At 62.9% G+C, this 24894-nt stretch carries 23 protein-coding genes; 16 read left to right on the top strand and 7 right to left on the bottom strand.

Going from position 1 to position 24894, the window contains the following annotated elements; translation table 11 throughout:
* The 6 genes from QN224_RS10945 to QN224_RS10920 form a co-directional block, all read right to left on the bottom strand.
* Positions 1 to 592 (bottom strand): hydroxymethylglutaryl-CoA lyase (locus QN224_RS10945; RefSeq protein ID WP_283976665.1); only part of this gene is annotated, 592 nt, incomplete at its 3' end.
* Positions 589 to 2574 (bottom strand): acetyl/propionyl/methylcrotonyl-CoA carboxylase subunit alpha, encoded by a 1986-nt coding sequence (locus QN224_RS10940; RefSeq protein ID WP_283976664.1) that lies wholly within the window; start codon positions 2572 to 2574, stop codon positions 589 to 591. The genes QN224_RS10945 and QN224_RS10940, both read right to left, overlap by 4 nt.
* A gap of 17 nt (positions 2575 to 2591) precedes the next feature.
* Positions 2592 to 2975, bottom strand: a complete 384-nt coding sequence (locus QN224_RS10935) for a RidA family protein (RefSeq protein ID WP_269285960.1) — start codon at positions 2973 to 2975, stop codon at positions 2592 to 2594.
* A 10-nt stretch (positions 2976 to 2985) separates the two neighbouring features.
* The gene (locus QN224_RS10930; RefSeq protein WP_283976663.1) at positions 2986 to 4593 is read right to left on the bottom strand and encodes a carboxyl transferase domain-containing protein; all 1608 of its coding nucleotides are present in this window, start codon (positions 4591 to 4593) and stop codon (positions 2986 to 2988) included.
* 56 nt (positions 4594 to 4649) lie between these two features.
* The gene (locus tag QN224_RS10925; RefSeq protein ID WP_283976662.1) at positions 4650 to 5813 is read right to left on the bottom strand and encodes an isovaleryl-CoA dehydrogenase; all 1164 of its coding nucleotides are present in this window, start codon (positions 5811 to 5813) and stop codon (positions 4650 to 4652) included.
* 377 nt (positions 5814 to 6190) lie between these two features.
* A complete protein-coding gene (locus QN224_RS10920) occupies positions 6191 to 6730 on the bottom strand; it encodes a gluconokinase (RefSeq protein ID WP_283976927.1) in 540 nt (179 codons plus the stop codon).
* Between the two features lie 187 nt (positions 6731 to 6917).
* On the opposite strand from QN224_RS10920, the gene QN224_RS10915 reads away from it, so the two are divergent.
* The 9 genes from QN224_RS10915 (at position 6918) to QN224_RS10875 (ending at position 14212) form a co-directional block, all read left to right on the top strand.
* Positions 6918 to 7370: an Lrp/AsnC family transcriptional regulator gene (locus QN224_RS10915; protein ID WP_283976661.1), complete on the top strand. Its 453-nt coding sequence runs from the start codon at positions 6918 to 6920 to the stop codon at positions 7368 to 7370.
* Between the two features lies 1 nt (position 7371).
* A complete protein-coding gene (locus tag QN224_RS10910; RefSeq protein ID WP_283976660.1) occupies positions 7372 to 7995 on the top strand; it encodes a LysE family transporter in 624 nt (207 codons plus the stop codon).
* Positions 7996 to 8145: 150 nt separating this feature from the next.
* Positions 8146 to 9111, top strand: a complete 966-nt coding sequence (locus QN224_RS10905) for a hypothetical protein (RefSeq protein WP_173512189.1) — start codon at positions 8146 to 8148, stop codon at positions 9109 to 9111.
* A gap of 159 nt (positions 9112 to 9270) precedes the next feature.
* On the top strand, positions 9271 to 9729 hold the full coding sequence (locus QN224_RS10900) for a helix-turn-helix domain-containing protein (protein WP_173512188.1): 459 nt from the start codon (positions 9271 to 9273) through the stop codon (positions 9727 to 9729).
* Positions 9730 to 9759: 30 nt separating this feature from the next.
* Positions 9760 to 11625: an SARP family transcriptional regulator gene (locus QN224_RS10895; RefSeq protein ID WP_283976659.1), complete on the top strand. Its 1866-nt coding sequence runs from the start codon at positions 9760 to 9762 to the stop codon at positions 11623 to 11625.
* Positions 11626 to 11660: 35 nt separating this feature from the next.
* Entirely contained in the window at positions 11661 to 11879 is a 219-nt protein-coding gene (locus QN224_RS10890; protein WP_173512186.1) for a hypothetical protein, read from the top strand.
* Between the two features lie 66 nt (positions 11880 to 11945).
* A complete protein-coding gene (locus tag QN224_RS10885) occupies positions 11946 to 13139 on the top strand; it encodes a YcaO-like family protein (protein WP_283976658.1) in 1194 nt (397 codons plus the stop codon).
* Positions 13136 to 13855, top strand: coding sequence for a TfuA-like protein (locus QN224_RS10880; RefSeq protein WP_283976657.1), 720 nt, complete (start codon positions 13136 to 13138; stop codon positions 13853 to 13855). Before QN224_RS10885 ends, QN224_RS10880 begins: the two co-directional genes overlap by 4 nt.
* 120 nt (positions 13856 to 13975) lie before the next feature.
* Positions 13976 to 14212 (top strand): hypothetical protein, encoded by a 237-nt coding sequence (locus QN224_RS10875; RefSeq protein ID WP_173512183.1) that lies wholly within the window; start codon positions 13976 to 13978, stop codon positions 14210 to 14212.
* 203 nt (positions 14213 to 14415) lie between these two features.
* Here the strand turns inward: QN224_RS10875 and QN224_RS10870 are convergent, their stop codons facing one another.
* Positions 14416 to 15372 (bottom strand): S1C family serine protease, encoded by a 957-nt coding sequence (locus tag QN224_RS10870; RefSeq protein ID WP_283976656.1) that lies wholly within the window; start codon positions 15370 to 15372, stop codon positions 14416 to 14418.
* Positions 15373 to 15595: 223 nt separating this feature from the next.
* Between QN224_RS10870 and QN224_RS10865 the strand changes: the two genes are divergently transcribed.
* The 7 genes from QN224_RS10865 (at position 15596) to nirD (ending at position 24882) form a co-directional block, all read left to right on the top strand.
* Complete coding sequence (locus QN224_RS10865) at positions 15596 to 16189, top strand: ANTAR domain-containing response regulator (RefSeq protein ID WP_283976655.1); 594 nt, start codon at positions 15596 to 15598, stop codon at positions 16187 to 16189.
* Positions 16190 to 17410, top strand: coding sequence for a CmpA/NrtA family ABC transporter substrate-binding protein (locus tag QN224_RS10860; protein WP_283976654.1), 1221 nt, complete (start codon positions 16190 to 16192; stop codon positions 17408 to 17410).
* A gap of 350 nt (positions 17411 to 17760) precedes the next feature.
* Complete coding sequence (locus QN224_RS10855) at positions 17761 to 19161, top strand: CmpA/NrtA family ABC transporter substrate-binding protein (RefSeq protein ID WP_173512179.1); 1401 nt, start codon at positions 17761 to 17763, stop codon at positions 19159 to 19161.
* A gap of 72 nt (positions 19162 to 19233) precedes the next feature.
* Complete coding sequence (locus QN224_RS10850; protein ID WP_283976653.1) at positions 19234 to 20307, top strand: ABC transporter permease; 1074 nt, start codon at positions 19234 to 19236, stop codon at positions 20305 to 20307.
* 9 nt (positions 20308 to 20316) lie between these two features.
* On the top strand, positions 20317 to 22080 hold the full coding sequence (locus QN224_RS10845; protein WP_283976652.1) for a nitrate ABC transporter ATP-binding protein: 1764 nt from the start codon (positions 20317 to 20319) through the stop codon (positions 22078 to 22080).
* Positions 22081 to 22084: 4 nt separating this feature from the next.
* Positions 22085 to 24532, top strand: a complete 2448-nt coding sequence (gene nirB / locus QN224_RS10840; RefSeq protein WP_283976651.1) for a nitrite reductase large subunit NirB — start codon at positions 22085 to 22087, stop codon at positions 24530 to 24532.
* Complete coding sequence (gene nirD / locus QN224_RS10835) at positions 24529 to 24882, top strand: nitrite reductase small subunit NirD (RefSeq protein WP_269285980.1); 354 nt, start codon at positions 24529 to 24531, stop codon at positions 24880 to 24882. The genes nirB and nirD overlap by 4 nt, the downstream gene beginning before the upstream one ends.
* Positions 24883 to 24894: the final 12 nt, after the last annotated feature.

Here is a 24894-nt window from a genome sequence, read left to right as displayed (position 1 = left end):
GCACAGGGAGTGGCCGGGTGCGCCCGGGTGCCGGTGCGCCGCCCCCGTGTGGGTCCCCGCGCCTGATCTCGTAGCAGCCGAGTTCGAAAAGAAGGCGCGCGACGCGGGCGGTGGCCTCCGGCGCAATCGGTCCCTCGTAAGGGCACTCGACGACGCAACTGACGTAGCCGCGCATCGGAATTCCATCGTGCACGCTTGCCTCCGCGACCGGGCGGAAGCGCTCGATGCTCTCGGCGATCGAACAGTTGATATTCTTCTGCGAGAAGCTTTCCGAGGCGGAGGCAAATATCGCCACTTCGTCGACACCCGCGGCGCGCGCGGCCTCGAAGCCCCTGATGTTCGGCGTCAATGCCGCGTAACGAATGCCAGCGCGCCTCGTGATGCCGGCCATCACCGCTGGGGCATCCGCCATCTGCGGGACCCATCGCGGGCTGACGAAGCTCGTCACCTCGATGCGCTCGAAACCGCAATCCGAGAGTAGATCGACGAGCTGGATCTTGTCGTCGGTGTCGACAAGCCGCGATTCATTCTGAAGGCCGTCACGCGGCGCCATCTCGACGATCGTCACGTGTTCGCTTGCGGGCGTTGTCACTCTGCGGCCTCCTCACTGAGCGTCACAAGGACAGTTCCTTCGCTGACCTGCGTGCCCTCGGCCACATGCACGCTCGCGACTGTCCCCTGCCGCGAGGCCGAAAGCGTGAGTTCCATCTTCATGGCCTCCATCACCACCAGCGGCTGGCCCTTGGCGACCGCCTCGCCGGCGCCGACACGGACCATCTTGACGAGGCCCGGCATCGGCGCGACGAGTTCGTCATCCGCGATTTCCCCGCTGTGTCCACCGGACAACGCGTCGGGCAGATGGAACACCAAGTTCCGGCCGTTGAGAAACAATGTGAGCGTCTCGCCCTGCCGCAGGAAACGAAGCGTTTGCCTCTGTCCGGCCACTTCGAGGCGCGCACCGTTTTCGAAGCGCTCGAGGACAAGGACCGGCAAGGTGCTCTTGCCGGCACGTACAGCGAACTGATCACGGCCGCGCAATGCGAGCGTCACGGCCGCACGCCCGTTCGCATGATCGATGGAAACCGTCCGGTGCGCGTCGCCCCAGATCTGCCAATAGCCGAGCGACGTCCAGGGATCGTTGGACGAAATCGGCTGGAGCACGCCGGTCGAGACAATTGCCGCAAGCGCCAGCGCTTCATCGTCGGGATCGCTCGGCGCCGCCAGCCGCTCGACCGCCCGGTCGATCAGTCCCGTGTCCGGCCGGCCGGCGCGGAAATCCGGTTCGTCCGTCAGCCTGATCAGAAAATCGAGATTGGTAACCGTTCCGCCGATCCGGACCTCTTTCAGCGCCGCCTGCAGCCGGGCGAGCGCTGCGGACCGTGTCCCGCCATGCACGATCAGCTTGGCGATCAGCGGATCGTAGAAGGGCGTTATCGCGTCCCCCTGCGTGACGCCGGAGTCGATGCGCGCATTGTCCGGAAAGCTTAGCTGCGCCAGCCGGCCGGTCGCCGGCAGGAAGCCGCGGGCCGGATCCTCGGCATAGATGCGCGCCTCGAAAGACCAACCGTCTATGCTGATGTCTCCCTGCTTTTTCGGCAGCCGCTCGCCGGCCGCGACACGCAGTTGCCATTCGACGAGATCGAGCCCCGTAACCGCCTCAGTGACCGGATGCTCGACCTGCAGCCGCGTGTTCATTTCCATGAAATAGAAATGATCCGGCCACAGGCCGTTCGTCACGTCGGCGATGAACTCGACTGTTCCGGCGCCGACATAGCCGATCGCGTGCGCAGCCTTGACGGCGGCGTCTCCCATGGCGCGGCGCACTTCCGCGGTCATGCCCGGTGCCGGCGCCTCCTCGATTACCTTCTGGTGCCGTCGCTGCAACGAGCAGTCGCGTTCGAAGAGGTGAACGACATTGCCGTGCCGATCCCCGAAAATCTGGACCTCGATGTGACGGGGCCTCGTCAGATATTTCTCAATCAGGACCCCGCCGTCACCGAAGGAGGCGTGCGCTTCTCGCTGCGCGGATTCCAGTGCCGAAGCGAAATCCTCCCGCCGCTCGACGCGGCGCATGCCCTTTCCGCCGCCGCCGGCGCGCGCCTTGATCAGCACCGGATAGCCGATTTCCGCGGCCTGGGCCGCCAGGAATTCGGGATCCTGCCGGTCGCCGTGATAGCCCGGCACGACGGGCACGCCTGACTGCTCCATCAGCGCCTTGGCCGCGTCTTTCAGCCCCATGGCCCGGATCGCTTCCGGTGGCGGCCCCACGAAAACGATGTCTGCGGCATCAACCGCCTCGGCGAAATCGGCGTTCTCCGACAGGAAGCCATAGCCCGGATGGATAGCGTCAGCCCCGACGGCCCTCGCGGCCTCGATGACGCGATCGATCGCGAGATAGCTTTCGGCGGCGTTCGCCGGGCCGATCCGTATGGCCTCGTCGGCGAGCGTCACATGAAGCGCGTCGCCGTCCGCATCGGAATAGACGGCAACGGTGCGTATGCCGAGCCGCCGGGCGGTGCGAATGATGCGGCAGGCGATCTCGCCGCGATTGGCAATCAGGAGTTTGGTAAACATGCCCCTCGGTTCCGCTTCTATTGCGCCGCCACCACTTCGACTTCCAGGAGCCAGGCGGAATCGAAGATTCCGGCAATCACGACCGTCATCGCCGGCGCCAGCGAGCCTAGATAGTCATTGCGGATCTCACGGTTCGCCAGGACATGGTTTCTGTCGGCGAGATAGGTCGTCACCTTGACGATATTGGTCTTGGTCATGCCGGCCGCCTTGAGCTGGGCATCGACATTCAGCCAGACCTGGCGTGCCTGCGCCTCGAAGCCTTCCGGCAGTACGTCATCGGAGGTCATGGGAATCTGGCCGCTGACGAAGAGCAGCCGTTGAAAATTCTCGAGGCTGACGGCTTGCGAATAGCCGCCACGCGGCTGCGGTGCGTTGATCGCGTTGATATTGTCGCGTTTCATGGCGGGCCTCCTACATCCTGAACAATCCGAAACGTGTGTCCTCGATCGGGGCGTTGAGCGCGGCCGACAGCGACAGCCCGAGCACGTCGCGGCTTTTTCGCGGATCGACCACGCCGTCGTCCCAGAGCCGGGCCGAGGCATAGAGCGGATGGCTTTGCCGCTCGAAAAGATCGAGCACCGGCTGCCGGAAGCGCGCTTCCTCCTCCTCGCTCCAAGGCGTCCCGGCTCGACGCATGGCTTCGCCGCGCACGGTCGAGAGCACGCCGGCCGCCTGTTCGCCGCCCATTACCGATATGCGGCTGTTCGGCCAGGTCCAGAGGAAGCGCGGTGAAAAGGCCCGCCCGCACATGCCGTAGTTGCCGGCGCCGAACGATCCGCCGACCAACATAGTGACCTTCGGCACCTTCACCGTCGCCACTGCCGTCACGAGCTTGGCGCCGTGCTTGGCGATGCCCTCGGTTTCATATTTGCGGCCGACCATGAAGCCGGTGATGTTCTGTAGAAAAACCAGCGGGATCTTGCGCTGGGCGCAGAGCTCGACGAAATGGCTCCCTTTCAGCGCCGACTCCGAAAACAGCACCCCGTTGTTGGCGACGATGCCGACCGGTATGCCATGAATGTGGGCGAAGCCGCAGATGAGCGTGGTTCCGAAGCGGGCCTTGAATTCGTCGAAACGCGACCCGTCGACGATCCGAGCGATCACCTCGCGAATTTCATAGGGCGTCCTGAGATCGGCGGGCACGATGCCGGCGATTTCCTCCGGATCGTAGAGCGGTGGCTCAGGCGTACGAAGCTCCACCGACGACGGTTTCTCGCGGTTCAATGCCGATACCGCGCGTCGCGCTAGCGCCAGCGCATGGGCGTCGTCACGCGCTAGGTGATCGGCGACGCCCGACAGCCGTGTGTGCACGTCGGCGCCGCCGAGATCCTCGGCCGAGACCACTTCACCGGTCGCCGCGCGCACGAGCGGAGGACCGGCCAGAAAGATCGTGCCCTGCCCCTCGACGATGATCGCCTCGTCGGACATGGCCGGCACATAGGCGCCGCCCGCCGTGCAGGATCCCATAACGACGGCGATCTGCGGGATGCCGGCAGCCGACATGTTCGCCTGGTTGTAGAAGATGCGACCGAAATGCTCGCGGTCGGGAAAAACCTCGTCCTGGTTCGGCAGGTTGGCGCCGCCGGAATCGACCAGATAGACACAGGGAAGCCGGTTTTCGGCGGCAATTTCCTGCGCTCTCAGATGCTTCTTGACCGTAATCGGGTAATATGTGCCGCCTTTGACCGTCGGGTCGTTGCAGACGATCATGCATTCGCGCCCGGCAACCCGGCCGATGCCGGCGATCAGGCCTGCACCCGGCGCGTCGCCATTGTACATGCCGTGCGCAGCGGTGGCGCCGACCTCCAGAAAGGGCGTGCCCGGATCGATGAGGGACGCGACCCGGTCGCGCGGCAGCAGCTTTCCGCGGCCGACATGCCGTTCCCGCGCCGCCTCGCCGCCACCGTTGACGGCGAGCCGCACCGCCTCTTCGATCGGCGCGATGGCGTCCGTCATGGCTGCACGGTTGGTCTTATAAACGTCGGAGGATGTCGAGATATGCGATCTCAGGATTGTCATGAAGCCCTCAAGGACGGGGTTTGACCTGCACGCGAAAGACGGCTGCCGCCGTTCGGCTATTTCGTTTCCGCAAACAGTTCGCGCCCGATCAGCATGCGGCGGATCTCGCTGGTGCCGGCGCCGATCTCGTAGAGCTTGGCGTCGCGCAACAGGCGGCCGGCCGGATAGTCGTTGGTGTAGCCGTTGCCGCCAAGCGCCTGGATCGCCTCAAGCGCCAATGCGGTCGCCTTTTCCGCCGCATAGAGGATACAGCCGGCAGCATCCTTGCGCGCGGTTTCGCCCCGATCGCACGCTGCCGCCACCGCATACACATAAGCGCGCGCCGCGTTCATCGTCACATACATGTCGGCAAGCTTTCCCTGCATCAACTGGAACTCGCCGATCGGCTGGCCGAACTGTTTGCGTTCATGGAGATAGGGGACGACAACATCGAGGCAAGCCGCCATGATCCCGAGCGGGCCTGCCGAAAGCACCACCCGCTCGTAGTCAAGGCCGGACATCAGCACGTTGACGCCGCTGCCGACCTCGCCGAGCACGTTTGCTTCCGGTACCTCGCAATCCCTGAAGATGAGCTCTGAGGTGTTGGAGCCGCGCATGCCGAGCTTGTCGAGCTTCTCGCCGGTCGAGAAGCCTGCGAACCCCCTTTCCACGAGAAAGGCGGTGATGCCGCGCGGGCCGGCGGCCGGATCGGTCTTGGCATAGACCACCAGCACATCAGCGTCCGGGCCATTGGTGATCCACATCTTGTTGCCGTTCAGCACGTAACGGTCGCCGCGCTTGTCGGCCCTGAGCGCCATCGAGACCACGTCGGAGCCGGCGCCCGGTTCGGACATGGCGAGCGCGCCGACATGTTCGCCGGAAATCAGCTTCGGCAGATATTTGGCTTTTTGGGCAGGCGTGCCGTTGCGGTTGATCTGGTTGACGCAAAGATTGGAGTGGGCGCCGTAGCTTAAGCCCACCGAGGCGGATGCGCGGCTGATTTCCTCCATGGCGACGCAGTGGGCGAGATAGCCCATGCCGGCACCGCCATAGGCCTCGTCGGCGGTGATGCCGAGCACACCGAGTTCTCCCATTTCCCGCCAGAGCTGCGCTGGAAAGGCATTGTTCCGGTCAGTCTCTTCCGCAAGCGGCGCGATCCGCTCGCTCGCAAATCGGCGTACGCTGTCGCGCAATGCGTCGATGTCATCGCCAAGGGCGAAACTCAGTCCACCTTGATACATGTCTTCCTCTCCTCCGCATGCCCCTGCCTACGATCTCCTCATCGCCAGCAGAAACAGACCTCGCAGGCACTTCCGAAGCACGACCACAACAGCGCCGCGCGTCGCTTCAGACGCGCAAAGGTCACTGTGCAATTCTCATCGCTGCATCGTAACGCCGCACGACCATTGCCGCGAACGATAACATCGCGCTTGGCTAATTTCCTTCCAAAGAGCCGGGCAGCCAAGCACGATTTGAAAAGGGGAAGGCTCACATACGGCAGATCGATGCTTCGTGGTCGGCGCGAGCCTCGCTCATCCGGCGGCCGCGATTTGAGGGTTCTTCTGCCTCGACGGACATCGACCGAAGTGGAACAGGCATCAACCTACGGCGCGCGCGATTACATCTTGCCGAGGGCGGCAAGCGCCTCCTCGACGATCGCATCCAGCGGTTGGTCGATGTTGATCGTCACCGTGTTCGCCTCTCCCGTCGGATCCTCCAGGGTCGCAAGCTGAGTCTTCAACAAGGACGTCGGCATGAAATGACCGGTGCGATGCTGCATCCGCTCCGCCAATACCGCCTCGGCTCCATGAAGATGAACGAAGGCCAGCCGCTTCGGCGTGCCCTCTCGCAGCTTCTCCCGGTAACTGAGTTTTAGCGCTGAGCAGGCAACGACGACCGGCCCGGGGGTTTCCGCCAGCAAACGGCCGATCGCCTCAAGCCATGGCCAGCGGTCATGGTCCGTCAGCGGAATGCCTTCGGACATCTTCCTGATGTTCTCGGGCGGATGCAGGGCGTCCCCCTCGATGAATGGATAGCCGTAGGCTTCCGCGATGCGTTCGCCCACGGACGATTTTCCGCTGCCCGACACGCCCATAACGACGATCGAGCTGGGAAATCGGCGCCCCGGCCTGCTGGGTCTGTGCCTGTTCTCGATCATGATCATGGACCTGATGCCCCTGTTCTGCCGGCGAGAGATTGTGCTCTCGGTCATAGCTCCCTCCCTCCCTGCGGACAAGCGGCGTAGCGCTCGGCGACAAACGCATGCCGCGCAGCCCATCTCCGCAGCTGCGCACTACACTGCAAGAACGCTTGAATTTCGCTTATTTTCCGTGTATTTTTCTCTTATGGACGATCTTGACAGAAAAATCATTGGAATCCTCGCCTCTGACGCGCGATCGTCGCTGACCGACATCGGCGCGGCGATCGACCTCTCCCCCTCGGCAGTCAACGAGCGCATCCGCCGCCTCGTCGCCAGTGGCACGATCCGCCGCTTTACGCTCGACGTGGATCATCGCGCCCTCGGTCTCGACGTTCTCGCCTTTGTCTGGATCGCCCTTTCGGCCGATGCCGATGAAACCGAATTCCGCGCATTCATGGTGGCGCACCCGGCTGTCGCGGAGTGCCATCACGTGACGGGCTCATGGTCCTATTGCGTCAAGATCCGCATGCCGACGCTCGGCGACATCGAACCGTTTCTCGCTGAACTTAAGGCACGGCGATATCTCGCCCGCAGCGAGACAGTCATCGCGCTTTCGACCGTCGCCGATAACCTCTTCACAGAACCGGAGGTCCGATAGCATGTCCGTGCTGCTTTTCGGAAAAGGCCTCCTGCTCGGCCTCGCAATTGCCGCGCCGCTCGGGCCGATCGGCGCGCTTTGCATCAGCCGCACGCTTCAGCGCGGCTTTTGGGCCGGCGTCGCCGGCGGCCTCGGGACAGCGCTCGCGGATGCGGCCTACGCGATGCTGGCGGCGGTGGGTTTCGCGGCATTCGCTGCCGCGTTGTCCGTAATCGCGACACCGCTCAGCCTCGTGGGTGGTCTGTTCATGATCTGGCTTGGCTGGCGCGGGCTTGCCCCGAAACCACTTGCCGCAGTCGCTGAAATCAATGCACGCGATCTCGTTCACACGACGACCGCTACCTTCTTCCTGACGATCGCCAACCCGGCGACGATCTTGTCCTTCGCCGCCATCTTCGCGGGGTTAGGGCTTTCGGCTGTCGGCGACGGAACAAAAGGTGCGATTGTCGTCGCGGGCGTCTTTCTCGGTTCGCTTGCTTGGTGGTTCTTCTTGAGCGGCGGCATCGCGCTTGCAAAGACGCGGCTGCCGGACGGTTTCGCGACGTGGGTGTCGCGCATTTCCGGGCTTGTGCTCATCGGATTTGGGGTCGTCGCGCTTGCCTCGACGGCAACGGGGCTTGTCTGATGGCTTCGCAAGCACAGCAATGAAAACCCCAGAACCCCTAAAATTGCTGCGTTGCAGCAATGCTCAACGCGCGCTAGCTTCCTTGCATTCCGGCGACCATGACGGCCTTCCCGCAAGGGAACGCCGTCGTCGCGTACGAGGGGACATGAAATGCTCGACTCACGCGCTTCGGGGTCAAAGGATCTCGAGACGATCGCGCGCAGCGGCGGCCGGCTCAGTCGCATGCTGGCGCGGGTGCCCACCTATTGGGCGGACGTGCGGGAGAACCCGGCCTGGCTGCCGATGTTTCTTCTCGCCCGTACGATGCCGGTGCGCAACGCTCATTGGCTGACAGCCAGGCCGGCTCCTTCGACAGTGGGTACGATACCTTCCATGTTCGACGGCATCGCCACCGGAGCGGTGGTGGCCGCCTTGCGCGAGAAAGGACTTTTCTCTGGCTTGATGCTGCCGCCGGCCGTATGCGACGAGATCGCGCGTTTCGCGAACGAAACGCCCTGCTTCGGCAATTTCGATCGGCGGCTTGAGTTTCTCGCGGGCGAACATTCCGCGGCGGAAAAACGCTTCGGTCGGGCGATCCTCAGCGGTCACCATTTCGAGCGAGTCCTGCAATGCGATGCCGCGGTCGCCGTGCAACGCGACCCGCTTCTTCTCGACGTGGCCAAGCACTATCTCGGCGGTGAAGCGCAATTGATCACCACTCGGGTCTGGTGGAGCTTCCCAACGAAATCCGCCTCCGATGCCGACATCAGCCTCGCGTCGTTCAAGTATCACTTCGATCTCGACGATTGGCGCATGCTGAAGTTCTTCTTCTATTTGTCCGATGTCGACGAAAATGCCGGCCCGCACATCTATGTGCTGGGCAGCCATCGCCGTCGCCGCCTGAAGCACCAACTGACGCTGCTCGTCGGCCATCCGGCAAACGAAGTTCTGGAATTCTACGGTGAGCAGAACGCGATCACGCTTACCGGCCAAGCCGGGCTCGGCTTTGTCGAGGATCCATTCGGGTTCCACATGGGCACGGTTGCAAAGCAGACACCGCGGCTGATGATGGAAGTCGGGTTCGGCGTATCGAAGCCTTCGCGGCGCCGGTTTCATGGCGAACCGGTCGTCCGGTGAGGCTATGGCGCCGGGCAGGCTGCAAACGAAGCCGGCGCGCAACACAATCACAAAATGTGTCTCCGCCGATGGAATCTGGCGCGCACTGATTGCATGGGAGCATTTATTCAAGCAAACTTATACGCATGAGGTTGAACCGTTCCGAGGAGAATCACTGAGATGAACAAGAAGGATCCAAACCCGATTGATACCTTCGTCGGTTCTCGCGTCAGAATGCGCAGATTGATGGTCGGTCTGAGCCAGGAGAAGCTGGCCGATGGCCTGGGCATCACCTTCCAGCAGGTACAGAAATACGAAAAAGGCACAAACCGCATCGGCGCCAGCCGGTTGCAGGCGATTGCTGACATCCTGGGAGTCCATCCAAGCTTTTTCTTCCAACGCGAGGATGACAAGGCGCCGGCACGAGACGGCGTCAGCGACGTCCAGGAATCGAACGAGATTTCTTCCTTCGTGGCCTCGAAGGAGGGTATCGCACTCAACAGGGCCTTCCTGAAGATTGCCGACCCCGTGTTGCGGAAGAAGATCATCTCGCTCGTCGCAGCCATGGCCCAGGCACCGGATACGGAGTCGTCAAGTGTCGCTTCGGGAGCTCGTCGCACGGAGCCCCTGCACGGCTAGACACTAAAATAGCGTCAGCGAGGGGGCCGCATGACCTACAGGTTGCAGACTCTGGGACGATTGCGCCTCCTTAACGAAGCGGGCCGCGAAGTCGCTTTCCCTGAGAAGGGACTGCTCATCCTGTGTCTTGCCATTGCCAACGGCTACCGCGAGCAGTCCCGGGCGGACATGGCGAAGCTGCTCTGGGACGATGTCGAACCCAGCCAGGCCTATGTCAACCTGCGCAAGACGATTTCCCGCATCGCCGCGCGACAGACGGAACTCGGGCGAACCCTCCTGACCTTTTCGCAATTATCGATCCTGCTCAACCCGGGAACGCTGACGAGCGATCTGGACGCAGTCACGGACGAGAGCGGCGATGCCGTCGCTTGCTTCTGTCGTATCGCCATGGCGCTTCGCGACGATTTCCTGAAGGATGTGAGATCGCACGGCAAGGCACTCGACGCCTGGGTCAGCCGGCAACGGGAGACACAGATGTCGCGGCTGCGGGAGAGCCTGCTTGCCGCAGCACCCGCTGCGGCGGGCAAACATCGCGAACTTCTCAAGTTAGCGGCAATGCGATTGCTCGAGCGCAGTCCCTCGGACGAGGACGTCCGCAAGGTCTTGAAGAGCGCGCTGGAGTCCGAGGGACGGCACCATGATGCGCAGTTGATCTTCGACAGCGTCAGCCAATCGGTGCCGATCGTCCGCCAGCCGTCGGGGCCCGTGGAGGTCCTCGTCCGGGACGACCCGCACCAGAAAAAGCCGCCGCGGCTCGTCCTGCTGCCGCCGAACGCGGACCGCATGCACGACGCCGCAGCAATCTTTGCGAGCTCCCTCATCGAAGACGTGACGATTGGCCTTTGCGCCCTTCGGTCCGTCAGCGTGATCGCGCCCTACACCGCGGCTCAGATCGGTCTGCAGGCCGACAAGGCGAACACCTACGAACGGCATACCATCAGCTATATCCTCGATACCCGCTTGACGGACGAAGGTGGCCGCCAGAGCCTGTTTGCCCAACTCATCTTCTTCGCAAGCGACGAGGTCATCTGGGCCGACCGGTTCAATCTCATCGGCGACGGGCTGATGCAGTCGCGCCGGGGCATTGCGCACCGGATCGCATCGGCCATCGCAAGCCAGGTCGAGCGGAACGAAGCCGCGCGCGACGCCTACGAGCGCAACGGAGACTCCTACCGCAGCTTTCTCCTCGGTCAGCGGTATCTCAAGCATCTGAACCTTCCCGAGGTCCGCCGTGCCCGCAAGAGCTTCCGCGAGGCGCTGAGCGGTCAAGGAGACTTTGCCCCCGCCATGAGCGGGCTTGCCCGAAGCTATTTCGTCGAATGGCTGCTGACGGCGCGTGGCGATCGGGAATTGCTGATGCTTGCCGAGAAACATGCGCGCGAAGCCGTAGCCGCAGACGAGACGCTCGCCTCCGGCTACCGGGAGCTCGGCGTCGTCAAGCTCTATCTGCGCGAATTCGACGAGAGCGCCGAATTCCACGACAGGGCGGAAGAGCTCAGCCCGCATTACGCCAATGTCATTGCCAGTTACGCCGATACGCTCGTGCAGGCCTCCCGTCCCGGCGAGGGATTGCAGAAGATCGGGGCGGCGATCGATCTCAATCCGATCGCCCCGGACGAATATTTCTGGACGGCCGCCGGGGCCAGCTACTCTCTTGGCCAATACGAACAGGCTCTCGCCTATATCGACCGGATGCGGGATCGCACCCCGGCCGACCGGCTATCGGCGGCAAGCTGGGGCATGCTCGGCGATCGCAGGAAAGCTCGCCAATTCGTGCGCAAGACTCTCGAAGTCCATCCGGATTTCGATCTCGACAGATGGATGGCGATCGTGCCCTTCCGCGAGGAATGGCAGAAGGAACATTACCGGGAAGGTTTGATGAAGGCGGGTTTTTGAGGCGCAATTCCGCGCGACAGCAAGAGGGGTAAGTAATGGCTGGAGTTGTTGTTTTCGGCATTGCCGGCGAGGATCATTTGTGGCTTGCGGATCTCAAGGCGGGGACCGTCACCAGGATCGATCCGCCCAAGCAGGGCGCGCTGGCCGACGCCGATGCCTTGCGTAAGTCCGGGTCCACGGTCGTCAAAACCGTCAATCTTGCAGCTGCGGCAAGCACCGCCGACGCCGTTTTCGGGGGCTTCATGGACGGCTGACCGCCGGCCATGCGCGCGACGGGCGGCAGACCAAAGGGACTGCCGCCCAGGCGTCTCTTCAAAGCCATGTCCGATTCAATCCGCTATTCCGATCGGATCTGCAGCGCCGAAACCACCTTCGGCCGGATCGAGCCTCTTTTGCCGGAGTTCGGCATCACGCGGCTTGCGCGCCTGACCCGACTGGATTGCATCGGCATACCGGTCTGGAATGCCGTTTGTCCGAATTCGAAGTCGCTGGTCATCAATCAGGGCAAGGGTATAACGGACATCGACGCCAAGGTCTCGGCCGCCATGGAGGCGCTCGAACGCGCCGTCGCATGTGCGCCGCATGTACCGGCAACAGTTGCAAGCCGTAGAGAACTGTTGACCAAAGGCGACGAGGCCCTGGCTCTGCCGGGGCTGATCGCCAGCGCACAGCCCGACCTTGGCGATGACGAGCCCATCCGCTGGATCCTCGGCCGCAACCTTGACGGAGGGGCCGCAACATGGGTTCCGCTGGAAGCGAGCCTGCTCGACAGAACGCTCGAGAACTGCCGCTACTGGCAATCGTCCGATGGACTTGCCTCCGGCAATACGGAAACGGAGGCGGTGCTGCACGGTGTCCTTGAACGGATCGAGCGTGATGCGGAGGTCCTTTGGCGCCTTTCGCCGTTGCCCGCGCGGCTTCGAGGTTGCGTCGCGCCGCAGTCGCTCGGCGATCCGGTGCTCGACGCCATGGCCGGGAAGATCGCCGCGGCCGATCTCGAGCTGCGCCTCTTCGACATCACCAGCGACATCGGCATACCGTGCTTCACCGCCGTGCTCGCCGGAAAAGACATCCTCACGGCGAAGGCGCCGCTTTTCCACAATGTCACTGTCGGGCATGGGGCGCATCCGAATGCACCGCGGGCGGCTATCCGCGCCGTGACCGAAGCGGCCCAATCGAGGCTTACCTATATCAGCGGCGCGCGTGACGACGTCTATCCGGAAACGTTCGTTCGGCCCCTGCCGGAGCAGACGCGAAGGCTGTTCGAGGCTGTGCCTCACGAAACGACGCCGGTATGGGCCTTTCAGGCAGGAGGGCCGGATGCGCTCTTGTCCTTCGTCTTGCAGCGGCTCCGGGAGGTTGGCGTCGGTCCGGTCGTCTCCGTGCCGCTGCTTGGCAATGGTCTGCCATTTTCCGTTGTCAAAGTCTTCGTTCCGGACCTGGAGAACCCGGAGGGCGACCGCAAGCGTCGCTTCGGTACCCGGGCGCTGTCCTGGGCACTGGCGGTTGCATGAAGGTCGTGTTTGTCGGTCCGACCGTCCCCGATGCGCGCGAACTCGCCGGTGCGGCTTTTGCGGTCCGGCCGCCGGCGATGCAGGGCGACATCTTGCGCGCCGTACGCGCCGGCGCAACGGTTATCGGCCTTGTCGACGGCAACTTCGAACATGTCGCACCGGTCTGGCACAAAGAGATACTGTTCGCCCTTTCGCAGGGTGTGCAGGTCCTTGGGGCAGCGAGCATGGGTGCCCTGCGCGCGGCCGAATGTGCGTCCTTCGGAATGATCGGGGTCGGAGAAATATATCGCCGGTATGCCGCAGGAGAGTTGGCGGACGACTCGGATGTGGCTCTGCTTCACGCCCCCGCCGAACTCGGCTACGCGCCCCTGACAGTTCCATTGGTCAACGTGCACGCGACGCTTGCCCGCCTGCGGCAGAACGGCTCGATTACCGCCGGAGATGCTGCGAGGATCGAGGCGGCAGCCGGGCAAATATTCTACAAGCGGCGCACATGGGCGGCCATCGTTGCCGACGCGGACCTTCAAACGGACGGCGATCGCGTCGCTCTAGCGGCCAGGTTGCATCAGGGATTGGTCGATCAGAAGCGTGCTGATGCGCTTGAGCTTTTCGAAATGGTCAGGGCTCAACCGGACGAACTCCGCGGCGGAAGGCCGGATTGGGAGTTCAACTCGACAAGTATGTGGAAGGTCTTGCTTAATCAACCTCAGACGTAGCAATGCCCGCATTTCCCATTCAGCGTGTGTCACGCTCGTGTCACGCCCACAGCGCCAAAGTCACGCTATATTTGCGCATGAGAGCGGGTCGCAGTGACCCGGAATGAACTGGGGGCAGTCATGCAGCAAGCCATTACGCTATCCATCGACGTGGAAGACAAGGAGAAGGAACTCCTCGCCCTTGCCCGGCTCGTCAGCTATGCACGAGACACCGCCAAGACGTTGAACGTCGAAGGCGTGCAATATTGCTTGGAATTGGCCTTGGCCTCCCTGCTCCAGGAAGTCGAATACATCGCCGACAAGAACGTCCTTCCAACGGTCGACCTGATGGCGCTGGGCAGCCTGGGCCGCTGCTAAGCCGTTTCGGGAAACGTGTGAAACGGTTTTCCGTTCGGAACAGCGTCGTTTTCAAGAGGGGTCACTGCGTGTGGAGCGGTTTCCGTCGGGATACCGCTCCACCGCTTCACGGTTGGCAAGTCGCCTGCAGCGCCGCGCGTCTAATTGGACGCGCAGGGTCGCTGTAAATCGATTCCGATTCAAAGAATCATGCAGTAGGCCGCTCACGAACGCGCGACCGGCACCAGCGTCCTCGTTTCGATCTTGCCCGCCACTGAGAAGATCAGGAATTCGGTCGCCTGACCGATCCTGCTGCCGTCCATCAGTCTCACGACGTCGTCAACGCCGCTGACGGGCTTGCCGTCGATCGCCAGGACGTAGTCGCCTTCCCGAAGGCCGCCGCGCTCGGCCGGCCCGCCGGGTTCCAGCCGTCTCAGCCGAACCGATGTCGTCTGATCGGTCCCCGCCGCCAGGGCGATCCTGCGCGGCAGTTCGATCGTATCGCCGGCGATGCCGATGAACGCCCGCCTGACATGGCCGTATCTGAGTATCTCGGAAATCACGAAATTTGCCGTGTTCGAGGCGATCGCGAAGGCAATGCTCTGCGCGCCCTGGATCACGGCCGTGTTCACCCCGATCACCTCGCCGCTCGAGGAGACCAACGGCCCTCCCGAATTTCCAGGGTTGAGGGCAGCGTCGGTCTGGATCACGTCGTCCATCAGCCGCCCGCTTGCCGCCCGCATCGTGCGCCCGAGCGCCGAAACGATGCCGGCGGTGACGGTCCATTCGAAACCTAGCGGATTGCCGATGGCAATTGCGATGTGCCCGCGCCGCAGCCGTTTCGAATCCCCGAGGCGCGCCCAGGCTCCGACGCCCGAGTTCGCCCGGATGAGCGCGATGTCGGTGTCGACGTCGCGGCCGAGCACGCGACCTTCCGTCACGAACTCGTCCGGCGTCGTGATGCGGACGGCCCTGGAATCCCCGACGACGTGATTGTTCGTCACGATCAGCCCGTCGGAAGAGATGGCGAAGCCCGAACCGTGACCGGCCCTGCCACCCACTCGCTCGATGCGGCTGACCGCAGGGCCGACCACGTCGACCGCCCCGGCAATCGCATGCGAATAGGCGTCCGTCAGCGCGCCGTCATCGACGGGCGCTATTTCCTTGTCCATGAAACCCATGATCTGATCCTCAAACAGCAGTGACCATCGCCGCTCACCAAGGACCGAAAGAATTGGCACGCTGTGTTCAAAATAGATGGAGGGGCGTGCAGATCAGTTCAAGTCTCAGCGGTTTTGAGCGATGCCGAGCTCCCCTCCGCCTTAAATTCATGCAACCTGCGGAAGCGCAAATTTTTTAGGCAGGTATGTTGCGAAATTTGCTGCACTGCATCATGATCGCCGCATGAATCACCGCGACCTGACCATTCTCGTGATTGACGAGAACGCCATCCGCGCCTCGATCATCGAGGCGGGACTGCGCGATGCCGGCCACAGCCGCGTAAGCGTCGTGCACGACGTCCATGGTGTCGGGCGCGTGATCGAACGGTTGCAGCCGGACGTGATCGTCATCGATCTCGAAAATCCCAATCGCGATTTGCTGGAGAGCATGTTCCAGCTCTCTCGCTCGGTTAAGCGCCCGATCGCCATGTTCGTCGATCGCTCCGACAGCAGCATGATCGAGGCGGCGATCGATGCCGGCGTTTCGGCTTATGTCGTGGACGGGCTGCGGCAGGAACGCGTGAAGCCGATCCTCGACATGGCGATCAGCCGCTTCAACGCCTTTTCACGCATGGAACGCGAACTGGCGGACGCTCGCAGCGAGCTTGCAGACCGCAAGGTGATCGATCGCGCCAAGGGCATCTTGATGAACTCGCGCGGCATCGGCGAAGAGGAGGCCTACAAACTCCTGCGCACGACCGCGATGAACCAGAACCGCAAAATAGCCGAAATCGCACAAAGCCTGGTACTGGCGGCGGGATTGCTGGAGGATCTGTGAATGGCTGCCACCGCCGATATCACCCTTGGTTTCATGCCCCTCTTCGACAGCGCAGTGCTGGTCGCGGCCATCGAGAAGGGTTTCGCCGGCGACGAGGGCCTGTCGGTGCATCTGGTCCGCGAAACCTCCTGGGCCAATATCCGCGATCGGATCGCCGTCGGCCATTTCCAGGCGGCCCACATGCTGGCGCCAATGCCGATTGCATCCAATCTCGGCCTGACGCCGCTGTCGCTGGAACTCGTGGCGCCCCTTGCACTCGGACTTGGCGGCAATGCGGTGACGGTCTCGCAGGACCTTTGGGGCCGCATGGCTGCCGAGGACGCCGGCCCCGGCACTGACCCGAGCGCCAATGGCGAAGCACTCAGGCGCGTCGTCGAACGCCGCCGCGCCTCGGGCGAGCCGCCGCTGCGTTTTGCCGTCGTGCACCCTTTCTCCGGCCATAACTACGAACTGCGTTACTGGCTCGCGGGCTGCGGCATCGACCCGGAAAGGCACGTCGAGATCGTGGTGGTCCCGCCGCCGCTGATGGCGGATGCGCTCTCGACCGGCGCGATAGACGGCTTCTGCGTCGGCGAACCGTGGAACAGCGTTGCGGTCGCAAGCAATGCCGGGCGCATTGTCACCACCAAAGCATCGATCTGGCGGCTGAGCCCGGAAAAGGTGCTCGGCGTTTCGGCCCGGTTCGCCTCGGAAAACCGCCCGGCGCTGGACGCCCTGCTGCGCGCGCTTTACCGAAGCTCGATGTGGTGCGGCGAAAGCGCCAACCATGAAGAACTCGCGGCACTGATGAGCACGCCTGCCTATCTTGATCTGCCACACGAGAGGCTCATGCCGATCCTTACGGGCCGACTGACGCTCGGCAGTGGCGCGACCGGCTATATTCCGGAGTTCTTCGTCCCGCACGCCAAGGGCGCAACCTTTCCCTGGCAGAGCCATGCCCTCTGGTTCTACAGCCAGATGGTGCGCTGGGGACACACGCCGCATTCGGCGGCGCTGGCCGAGCGCGCGCGTGACACCTACCGGCCCGACATCTACCGACAGGCGTTGAAGCCGATCGCCGCGCCGATGCCCGGCGCCAATATGAAGGTCGAAGGCGCCCTGACCGTCGCGGCGCCGGTCGGCGCTTCGGAAAAGGGACTTGTTCTAGGCCCCGACGGCTTCTTCGATGGCCGGATCTTCGACCCGGACCGGCTCGACGACTACGTCGCGAGCCAGCGCTGAACCCGCCTCCTGCCGTTGCTCGATTATTGTGCACTGCGCAAAATTTATTCAAGGAACAGCTTAAGAGCCGCTCACCAGTGAATCGGCGCTTTGGGTACATCCCTGAAAAACCGAAGAAATCGGCACAGTCCCGAACTGGCACGGATCCTGCATTGAGGAAAGCGTAGGGCCATAGAGGTCCGCTCGAAATAACCCGCGTCCAATGAAGGGCGCAGAAGGCAAGGCTGCCAAACCGGGAACGCGCTCTGAACGAGGCAGAGCGTCGGATTCGGTTTTGGCAGCCTTTTTCTTTTGTCCCGAACGTCGCAACCGCAGGCGAACCTCCCATCGCCGATAAACAGGAGAACAGCATGAGCAGGCCTTCCATTGGAAAAATCGCGAAGTGTTCGACCGTCGCCACCTGGGCGGCCGCGCTCTACGTCGGCGCCAGCTCTTTCGCGTCCGCCGAAATGCTGGAGCTCGAGAAGGACGAACTCAAGCTCGGCTTCATAAAGCTCACCGACATGGCGCCCCTCGCGATCGCCTATGAGAAGGGCTTCTTCGAGGAAGAGGGTCTGTTCGTCACGCTCGAACCGCAGGCCAACTGGAAGGTGCTGCTCGATCGCGTGATAACCGGCGAACTGGACGGCGCGCATATGCTCGCCGGTCAGCCGCTCGCCGCCACCATCGGCTTCGGCACCAAGGCGCATATCGTCACGCCCTTCTCCATGGACTTGAATGGCAACGGCATCACCGTCTCGAACGACGTCTGGGCGATGATGAAGGAGAACATTCCGCTCGGCGACGACGGCAAACCGGTCCATCCCATCAAGGCCGACGCACTGAAGCCCGTCGTGGAGGCTTTCAAGGCCGAGGGCAAGCCGTTCAATCTCGGCATGGTCTTTCCGGTTTCCACCCACAATTACGAGCTTCGCTACTGGCTGGCTGCCGGCGGCATCCATCCGGGGTTCTATTCACCGGAAAATGTCGCGGGACAGATCAGAGCGGATGCACTCCTTTCGGTGACGCCGCCGCCACAGATGCCCTCCACCCTCGAGGCCGGCACGATCGTCGGCTATAGCGTGGGCGAGCCCTGGAACCAGGCTGCAGTCTTCAAGGGCATCGGCGTACCGGTCGTGACCGACTACGAAATCTGGAAGAACAATCCGGAGAAGGTCTTCGGGCTGACCAAGGACTTCACCGAAAAATACCCGAACACGACGCTTGCGCTCACCAAGGCGCTCATTCGCGCAGCCAAATGGCTGGACGAAAACAACAATGCTAACAGGGCCGAGGCCGTCGAAATTCTGTCGCGCAGCGAATATGTCGGCGCCGACGCCGCCGTTATCGCGAACTCGATGACCGGCACTTTCGAATACGAGCGAGGCGACAAGCGCGACGTTCCGGACTTCAACGTGTTCTTCCGCCACAACGCGACCTATCCGTTCTACTCCGATGCCATCTGGTACCTGACGCAGATGCGCCGTTGGGGTCAGATCGCCGAGCACAAGGACGATGCCTGGTATGCGGAAACGGCCAAATCCGTCTACCTGCCGGACATCTACATGAAGGCAGCCGAGATGCTGGTTGAAGAGGGTACCGCCGACAAGGGCGACTTCCCCTTCGGCACCGACGGCTACAGGGCGCCGACCACCGACTTTATCGACGGTGTCGCCTTCGATGCGAAGGCGCCGAACGCATACATCGACTCCCTCAAGATCGGGCTGAAGAACGGACAGACGATATCCGGGTCGGACGTCGTCGGCGGCTGAACTTCGAGCCGGCGGCGCGAAATCCGTGGCCGCCGGTTCCGAGACCACAATTCCAACAGATGAGACAAATCCATGACTCAAGCGATCACCGTGGCTCAATCGAAACTAGCGCGACGCGAGCGTCTGTTTCAGGGGATCAATAAGGCCGCCGGTTGGCTCAACGTGCTCGGGCTTGGTTGGGTGACCCCGATCCTGCGCATGGCCGCCGGCGACAATGTCGCCGAGCAGATGTCAGAGATCCGCAAAGTGCTGCTGGTACCGCTTGCCGGCATCCTGTGTTTTCTGGCCCTCTGGGGCTTTCTTGCGCCCAAGGTTCAAACCTCGCTTGGTGCCATTCCGGGGCCTGCCGCCGTTTTCAGCCAGGCGAACGTGCTCCTCCAGGACCACTTTGCGGAACGGAGCAAGGCAGCCGCCTTCTATGCCCGGCAGGACGAACGCAACGCCAAGCTCGTCGCCGAGGGCAAGCCCGACCAGGTGAAGCATCGTGTGTTCACCGGCAAGCCAACCTATATCGATCAGATCGCGACGTCGCTGATGACGGTCGGACTCGGCTTCGTAATCGCGACCCTGGTCGCCGTACCGCTCGGAATCGCTTCGGGTCTCTCCAAGACGATCAGCGGCGCGATCAATCCGCTGATCCAGATCTTCAAGCCGGTCTCGCCGCTGGCATGGCTGCCGATCGTGACCATGGTCGTCTCGGCACTTTATGCGGATCCGTCGAGCCTGCTGCCGAAGTCCCTGGTGATCTCGGCGGTGACCGTGACCCTCTGTTCGCTGTGGCCGACGCTCATCAACACCGCGCTCGGCGTCGCCTCGATCGACAAGGACCTGGTCAACGTCGGCAAGGTCCTGCAGCTTTCGACCGCGACAACGATCCGCAAGCTGGTTCTGCCGTCCGCCCTTCCGTTGATCTTCACCGGCCTCAGGCTGTCGCTGGGCGTGGGCTGGATGGTGTTGATTGCGGCTGAGATGCTCGCCCAGAACCCAGGCCTCGGAAAGTTCGTATGGGACGAGTTCCAGAACGGCTCGTCCGACTCGCTCGCCCGCATCATGGTCGCGGTGCTGTCGATCGGCATCATCGGCTTCATTCTGGACCGGGTCATGTATGCCCTCCAGTCCGCCTTCACCTTCACGTCGAACCGGTAGGAGGCGCCCGTGACAATTCTTCAACTGAGCGACGTCTCGAAGTCCTTCGGCGAGGGCAAGTCGCGCAACGACGTCCTCTCGGGCGTGAACCTCAAGGTTCAGGAAGGCGAGTTCATTGCCATCGTCGGCTTTTCCGGCTCCGGCAAATCGACGCTGATTTCCCTCCTCGCCGGCCTGACGATGCCGGATCTGGGCGCGGTGCTCTTCCGCGACAAGGAAGTGTCGGGTCCCGGGCCAGAGCGCGGGGTCGTCTTCCAGTCCTATTCGCTGATGCCCTGGCTCTCGGTCCGCGCCAATGTCGCCCTTGCGGTCGACGCGGTGCACTCCGGCAAGAGCAAGGCCGAACGGACGAGGATCGTTCAGTACTATATCGAGATGGTCGGCCTGTCCCATGCGACGGAACGGCGGCCTGCGGAGCTCTCGGGCGGCATGCGCCAGCGCGTTGCCGTGGCAAGAGCTCTTGCGATGCAGCCCGACGTGCTCCTGCTCGACGAGCCGCTCTCGGCGCTCGACGCGCTCACCCGCTCGAAGCTTCAGGACGAACTCGCAGAGATTTCGTCAAAGGAAAAGAAGACCATCATCCTCATCACCAACGACGTCGACGAGGCGATCCTGCTTGCCGACCGGATCATTCCCTTGACGCCCGGCCCGATGGCATCGCTGGGGCCGAGCTTCGAGGTGAACCTGCCGCGCCCGCGCGAACGCGCGGAAATGAACTCGAACGCCGAGTTCATCCGCCTTCGCGGCGCCGTCACCGAATATCTGATGGATCTGGGCGCAGGGCGCAGCACGGCCGAAAGCGGCGCCGTGGCCTTGCCGAACGTCGTGCCGATCACGCAGAAGCTGGCCGGCGCCAAGCTGCCGGACGCCTATGCCCGAAAGGCGCGTTCCGCGATCGAGAAGAGCTATGTCGAGTTTTTCGAGGTGCGGAAGGTCTATCCGACGCCGAAAGGTCCCCTGACGGTGGTCGACGGCTTCAACCTCAAGATGAACAGGGGTGAATTCGTCTCGATCATCGGGCATTCCGGATGCGGCAAGTCGACCGTTCTGTCGATGATGGCCGGCCTCAACCCTATCTCGTCCGGCGGCATCATCCTTGACGGACGGGAAATTTCGGGCGCCGGCCCGGACCGGGCGGTGGTTTTCCAGGCTCCGTCCCTGCTTCCCTGGCTGACCGCCCGTGAAAACGTCGCGCTCGGCGTCGACCGGGTCTATCCCGATGCCACACCGGCCGAGCGGCGCGACGTCGTCGAATATTACCTGCAGCGCGTCGGCCTCGGCGATGCGACGCACCGGCTCGCGGCCGACCTGTCGAACGGCATGAAGCAGCGTGTCGGCATCGCGCGGGCGTTCGCTCTGTCGCCGAAACTGCTCCTCCTCGACGAACCCTTCGGCATGCTCGACAGCCTCACCCGCTGGGAGCTTCAGGAAGTGCTGATGGACGTGTGGAAGCGGACCCAGGTGACGGCAATCTGCGTCACGCACGACGTCGACGAAGCGATCCTGCTCGCAGACCGGGTGGTGATGATGTCGAACGGTCCGAACGCGCGGATCGGCAACATCATGGAAGTGAACCTGCCGCGGCCGCGCTCGCGCAAGGAGCTTCTGTCGCACCCCGACTACTACGCCTACCGCGAGGAACTCCTGGACTTCCTGGAAGCCTATGAAGGCGGCGCCAACCCCGATCCCGAACATCTCGAAGCGATCCGGAACAAGCGCGCCGCACGAACCATGTTGTCCGCCCAAACTCTCAAGAAACAAGCCGCGGAGTGAAATGATGACAGAGAAACTGGTGATCGTTGGCAACGGCATGGCGCCGGGCCGCATGCTGGAAGAACTCTTCGAAAAGGCGCCCGGGCGCTATGAAGTAACGATCTTCAACGCCGAACCGCGCGTCAATTACGACCGCATCATGCTGTCGCCGGTTCTTTCCGGGGAAAAGACCTACGAGCAGATCGTCATTCACGGCGACGGCTGGTACATCCAGCACGGCATCACCCTCTACAAGGGTCACAAGATCGTTGCGATCGATCGCAACGCCAAGACGGTCACCTCCGACCACGGCGTCACGGAAAGCTACGACAAGCTGGTGATCGCCACCGGTTCGGTGCCCTTCATCATTCCCGTTCCCGGCAAGGATCTACGCGGCGTCATCACCTATCGCGATCTCGACGACGTGCAGGCGATGCTGCTTGCCGCCCAGTCGCGCGAAAAGGCGATCGTCATCGGTGGCGGCCTGCTCGGCCTGGAGGCGGCAGCCGGTCTGAAGGCGCGCGGCATGGAGGTCACCGTGCTGCACGTCATGTCGACGCTGATGGAGCGCCAGCTGGATCCGGCCGCCGGTTATCTCTTGCAGAAGGCGGTCGAGGAGCGCGGCATCAAGGTCATCACCAAGGCAAATACCAAACGGATCGTTGGCGAGGGCAAGGTCGAGGGCATCGAGCTCGACGACGGGCGCATCATTCCGGCAACGCTGGTCGTGATGGCGGTCGGCATCAGGCCGAATGTCGGCCTTGCCAAGGAAGCTGGGCTCGCCGTCAACCGCGGCATAGTCGTCGACGCCGGCATGCAGACCTCGGACGGGGATATCATGGCGCTCGGCGAATGCGCCGAAGTCGGAGGCATGGTCTACGGTCTCGTCGCGCCGCTTTATGAAATGGCGCGGGTTGCCGCCGCCCATCTTGCCGGAGAACGCAGCGCCGCCTTCGTGCATTCCGATACGCCGACGAAGCTCAAGGTGACCGGCATCAATCTCTTTTCGGTTGGCGACTTTGCCGATGGCGACGGACGAGAGGAAATCGTGCTGCGCGATGCCACTGCCGGCATCTACAAGCGTCTGGTGCTCAAGGAGAACCGCATCATCGGCACGGTGCTCTACGGCGAGACCGCGGACGGTGCCTGGTTCAACGACCTCATGAAGCGCGGCACCGACATCACCGAGATGCGCGACACGCTGATCTTCGGCCAGGCCTACCAGGGAGGGTCCCCGCTGGACCCTATGGCGGCCGTTGCAGCCTTGCCGGATGATGCGGAGATCTGCGGCTGCAACGGCGTCTGCAAGGGCAAGATCGTCGGGGCGATCACCGGGAAGGGCCTGACGTCGCTGGACGACGTGCGCGCCCACACCAAGGCGTCCGCCTCCTGCGGCTCCTGCACCGGTCTTGTCGAGCAACTGATGTCGTTGACGCTCGGCGACAGCTACAACCCGGCCGCCGTCCAGCCGATGTGCAACTGCACAGAACTCGGGCACGACGACGTCCGCCGCCTGATCAAGGCGAAGAAGCTGAAGTCCATTCCCGCCGTCATGCAGGAGCTCGAATGGAAGACGTCCTGCGGCTGCGCCAAGTGCCGGCCGGCGCTCAACTACTATCTCGTCTGCGACTGGCCGGACGAATATGCCGACGACTACCAGTCACGCTTCATCAACGAGCGCGTCCACGCGAATATCCAGAAGGACGGCACCTATTCGGTGGTCCCGCGCATGTGGGGCGGGGTCACCAGTTCGAAGGAATTGCGCGCCATCGCCGACGTCGTCGACAAGTTCAACGTGCCGATGGTCAAGGTGACCGGCGGCCAGCGCATCGACCTGCTCGGCATCGAGAAAGAGGACCTGCCCGCCGTCTGGGCCGACCTCGGCAAGGCCGGCTTCGTCTCCGGCCAAGCCTATGCCAAAGGCCTCAGGACGGTGAAGACCTGCGTTGGCGAGCAATGGTGCCGCTTCGGCACCCAGGACTCGACCGGGCTCGGCATCCGCATCGAGAAGTTCATGTGGGGCTCGTGGACGCCGGCCAAGGTGAAGATGGCCGTCTCCGGCTGTCCAAGGAATTGCGCGGAAGCGACCTGCAAGGACGTCGGCGTCATCTGCGTCGACTCCGGCTTCGAGATCCATTTCGCCGGTGCGGCCGGACTCGACATCAAGGGCACGGAGGTCCTCGGGCTCGTCAAGACCGAGGACGAGGCGCTGGAGCACATCGTCGCGCTGACGCAGATGTACCGCGAGCAGGCCCGCTATCTCGAACGCATCTACAAATGGGCGAAACGCATCGGTCTCGACGAGATCCGTCGCCAGATCATGGACGACGCCGACAAGCGCAAGGCCTATTTCGACCGCTTCGTCTTCAGCCAGAAATTCGCTCAGGTCGATCCCTGGTCGGAGCGCGTCTCCGGCAAGGACAAGCATGAGTTCAGGCCGATGGCCGTCATCCAGAAGGAAGCAGCGGAATGAATGCTCACAATCTTAGAACTGAGGCCGCGTGGATTCTGGTCGGCACCGTCGACGATATCCCACGCCAGGGCTCACGGCGCGTCCACAAGGGCGAAACGAAGATTGCTGTCTTCAGGACCGTCGATGATCGCATCTTCGCATTGGAAGACAAATGCCCGCACAAGAACGGGCCGCTCAGCGAGGGGATCGTTCATGACGGCTGCGTCACATGTCCGCTCCACAACTGGGTGATTTCACTTGAAACGGGCGAAGCTCAAGGCGCGGACGATGGAAGGACATCAACCTTCCCGGTCCGGATCGAGGGTCGAGAAATCTATCTCGACCTTGCAAACAACCATGCGGCTCGCTGAGCCGTTCCTGAA

The organism is Sinorhizobium sp. 7-81 (genome assembly GCF_030124405.1).
In the GTDB taxonomy this organism is placed as follows: domain Bacteria; phylum Pseudomonadota; class Alphaproteobacteria; order Rhizobiales; family Rhizobiaceae; genus Sinorhizobium; species Sinorhizobium psoraleae.
The sequence above is the reverse complement of the archived record's forward strand: the minus strand, read 5'-3'. Positions and strand labels throughout refer to the sequence as shown.

Excerpts from the sequence above, each read along its gene's own strand:
- QN224_RS10925 (WP_283976662.1), bottom strand. The coding sequence starts at position 5,813 with ATGTATCAAGGTGGACTGAGTTTCGCCCTTGGCGATGACATCGACGCA.
- QN224_RS10890 (WP_173512186.1), top strand. The coding sequence starts at position 11,661 with ATGGCTGGAGTTGTTGTTTTCGGCATTGCCGGCGAGGATCATTTGTGG.
- QN224_RS10920 (WP_283976927.1), bottom strand. The coding sequence starts at position 6,730 with ATGATCGAGAACAGGCACAGACCCAGCAGGCCGGGGCGCCGATTTCCC.
- QN224_RS10935 (WP_269285960.1), bottom strand. The coding sequence starts at position 2,975 with ATGAAACGCGACAATATCAACGCGATCAACGCACCGCAGCCGCGTGGC.
- nirB (WP_283976651.1), top strand. The coding sequence starts at position 22,085 with ATGACAGAGAAACTGGTGATCGTTGGCAACGGCATGGCGCCGGGCCGC.
- nirD (WP_269285980.1), top strand. The coding sequence starts at position 24,529 with ATGAATGCTCACAATCTTAGAACTGAGGCCGCGTGGATTCTGGTCGGC.
- QN224_RS10875 (WP_173512183.1), top strand. The coding sequence starts at position 13,976 with ATGCAGCAAGCCATTACGCTATCCATCGACGTGGAAGACAAGGAGAAG.
- QN224_RS10880 (WP_283976657.1), top strand. The coding sequence starts at position 13,136 with ATGAAGGTCGTGTTTGTCGGTCCGACCGTCCCCGATGCGCGCGAACTC.
- QN224_RS10855 (WP_173512179.1), top strand. The coding sequence starts at position 17,761 with ATGAGCAGGCCTTCCATTGGAAAAATCGCGAAGTGTTCGACCGTCGCC.
- QN224_RS10865 (WP_283976655.1), top strand. The coding sequence starts at position 15,596 with ATGAATCACCGCGACCTGACCATTCTCGTGATTGACGAGAACGCCATC.
- QN224_RS10860 (WP_283976654.1), top strand. The coding sequence starts at position 16,190 with ATGGCTGCCACCGCCGATATCACCCTTGGTTTCATGCCCCTCTTCGAC.
- QN224_RS10850 (WP_283976653.1), top strand. The coding sequence starts at position 19,234 with ATGACTCAAGCGATCACCGTGGCTCAATCGAAACTAGCGCGACGCGAG.
- QN224_RS10910 (WP_283976660.1), top strand. The coding sequence starts at position 7,372 with ATGTCCGTGCTGCTTTTCGGAAAAGGCCTCCTGCTCGGCCTCGCAATT.
- QN224_RS10895 (WP_283976659.1), top strand. The coding sequence starts at position 9,760 with ATGACCTACAGGTTGCAGACTCTGGGACGATTGCGCCTCCTTAACGAA.
- QN224_RS10870 (WP_283976656.1), bottom strand. The coding sequence starts at position 15,372 with ATGGGTTTCATGGACAAGGAAATAGCGCCCGTCGATGACGGCGCGCTG.
- QN224_RS10905 (WP_173512189.1), top strand. The coding sequence starts at position 8,146 with ATGCTCGACTCACGCGCTTCGGGGTCAAAGGATCTCGAGACGATCGCG.
- QN224_RS10885 (WP_283976658.1), top strand. The coding sequence starts at position 11,946 with ATGTCCGATTCAATCCGCTATTCCGATCGGATCTGCAGCGCCGAAACC.
- QN224_RS10940 (WP_283976664.1), bottom strand. The coding sequence starts at position 2,574 with ATGTTTACCAAACTCCTGATTGCCAATCGCGGCGAGATCGCCTGCCGC.
- QN224_RS10900 (WP_173512188.1), top strand. The coding sequence starts at position 9,271 with ATGAACAAGAAGGATCCAAACCCGATTGATACCTTCGTCGGTTCTCGC.
- QN224_RS10915 (WP_283976661.1), top strand. The coding sequence starts at position 6,918 with ATGGACGATCTTGACAGAAAAATCATTGGAATCCTCGCCTCTGACGCG.
- QN224_RS10930 (WP_283976663.1), bottom strand. The coding sequence starts at position 4,593 with ATGACAATCCTGAGATCGCATATCTCGACATCCTCCGACGTTTATAAG.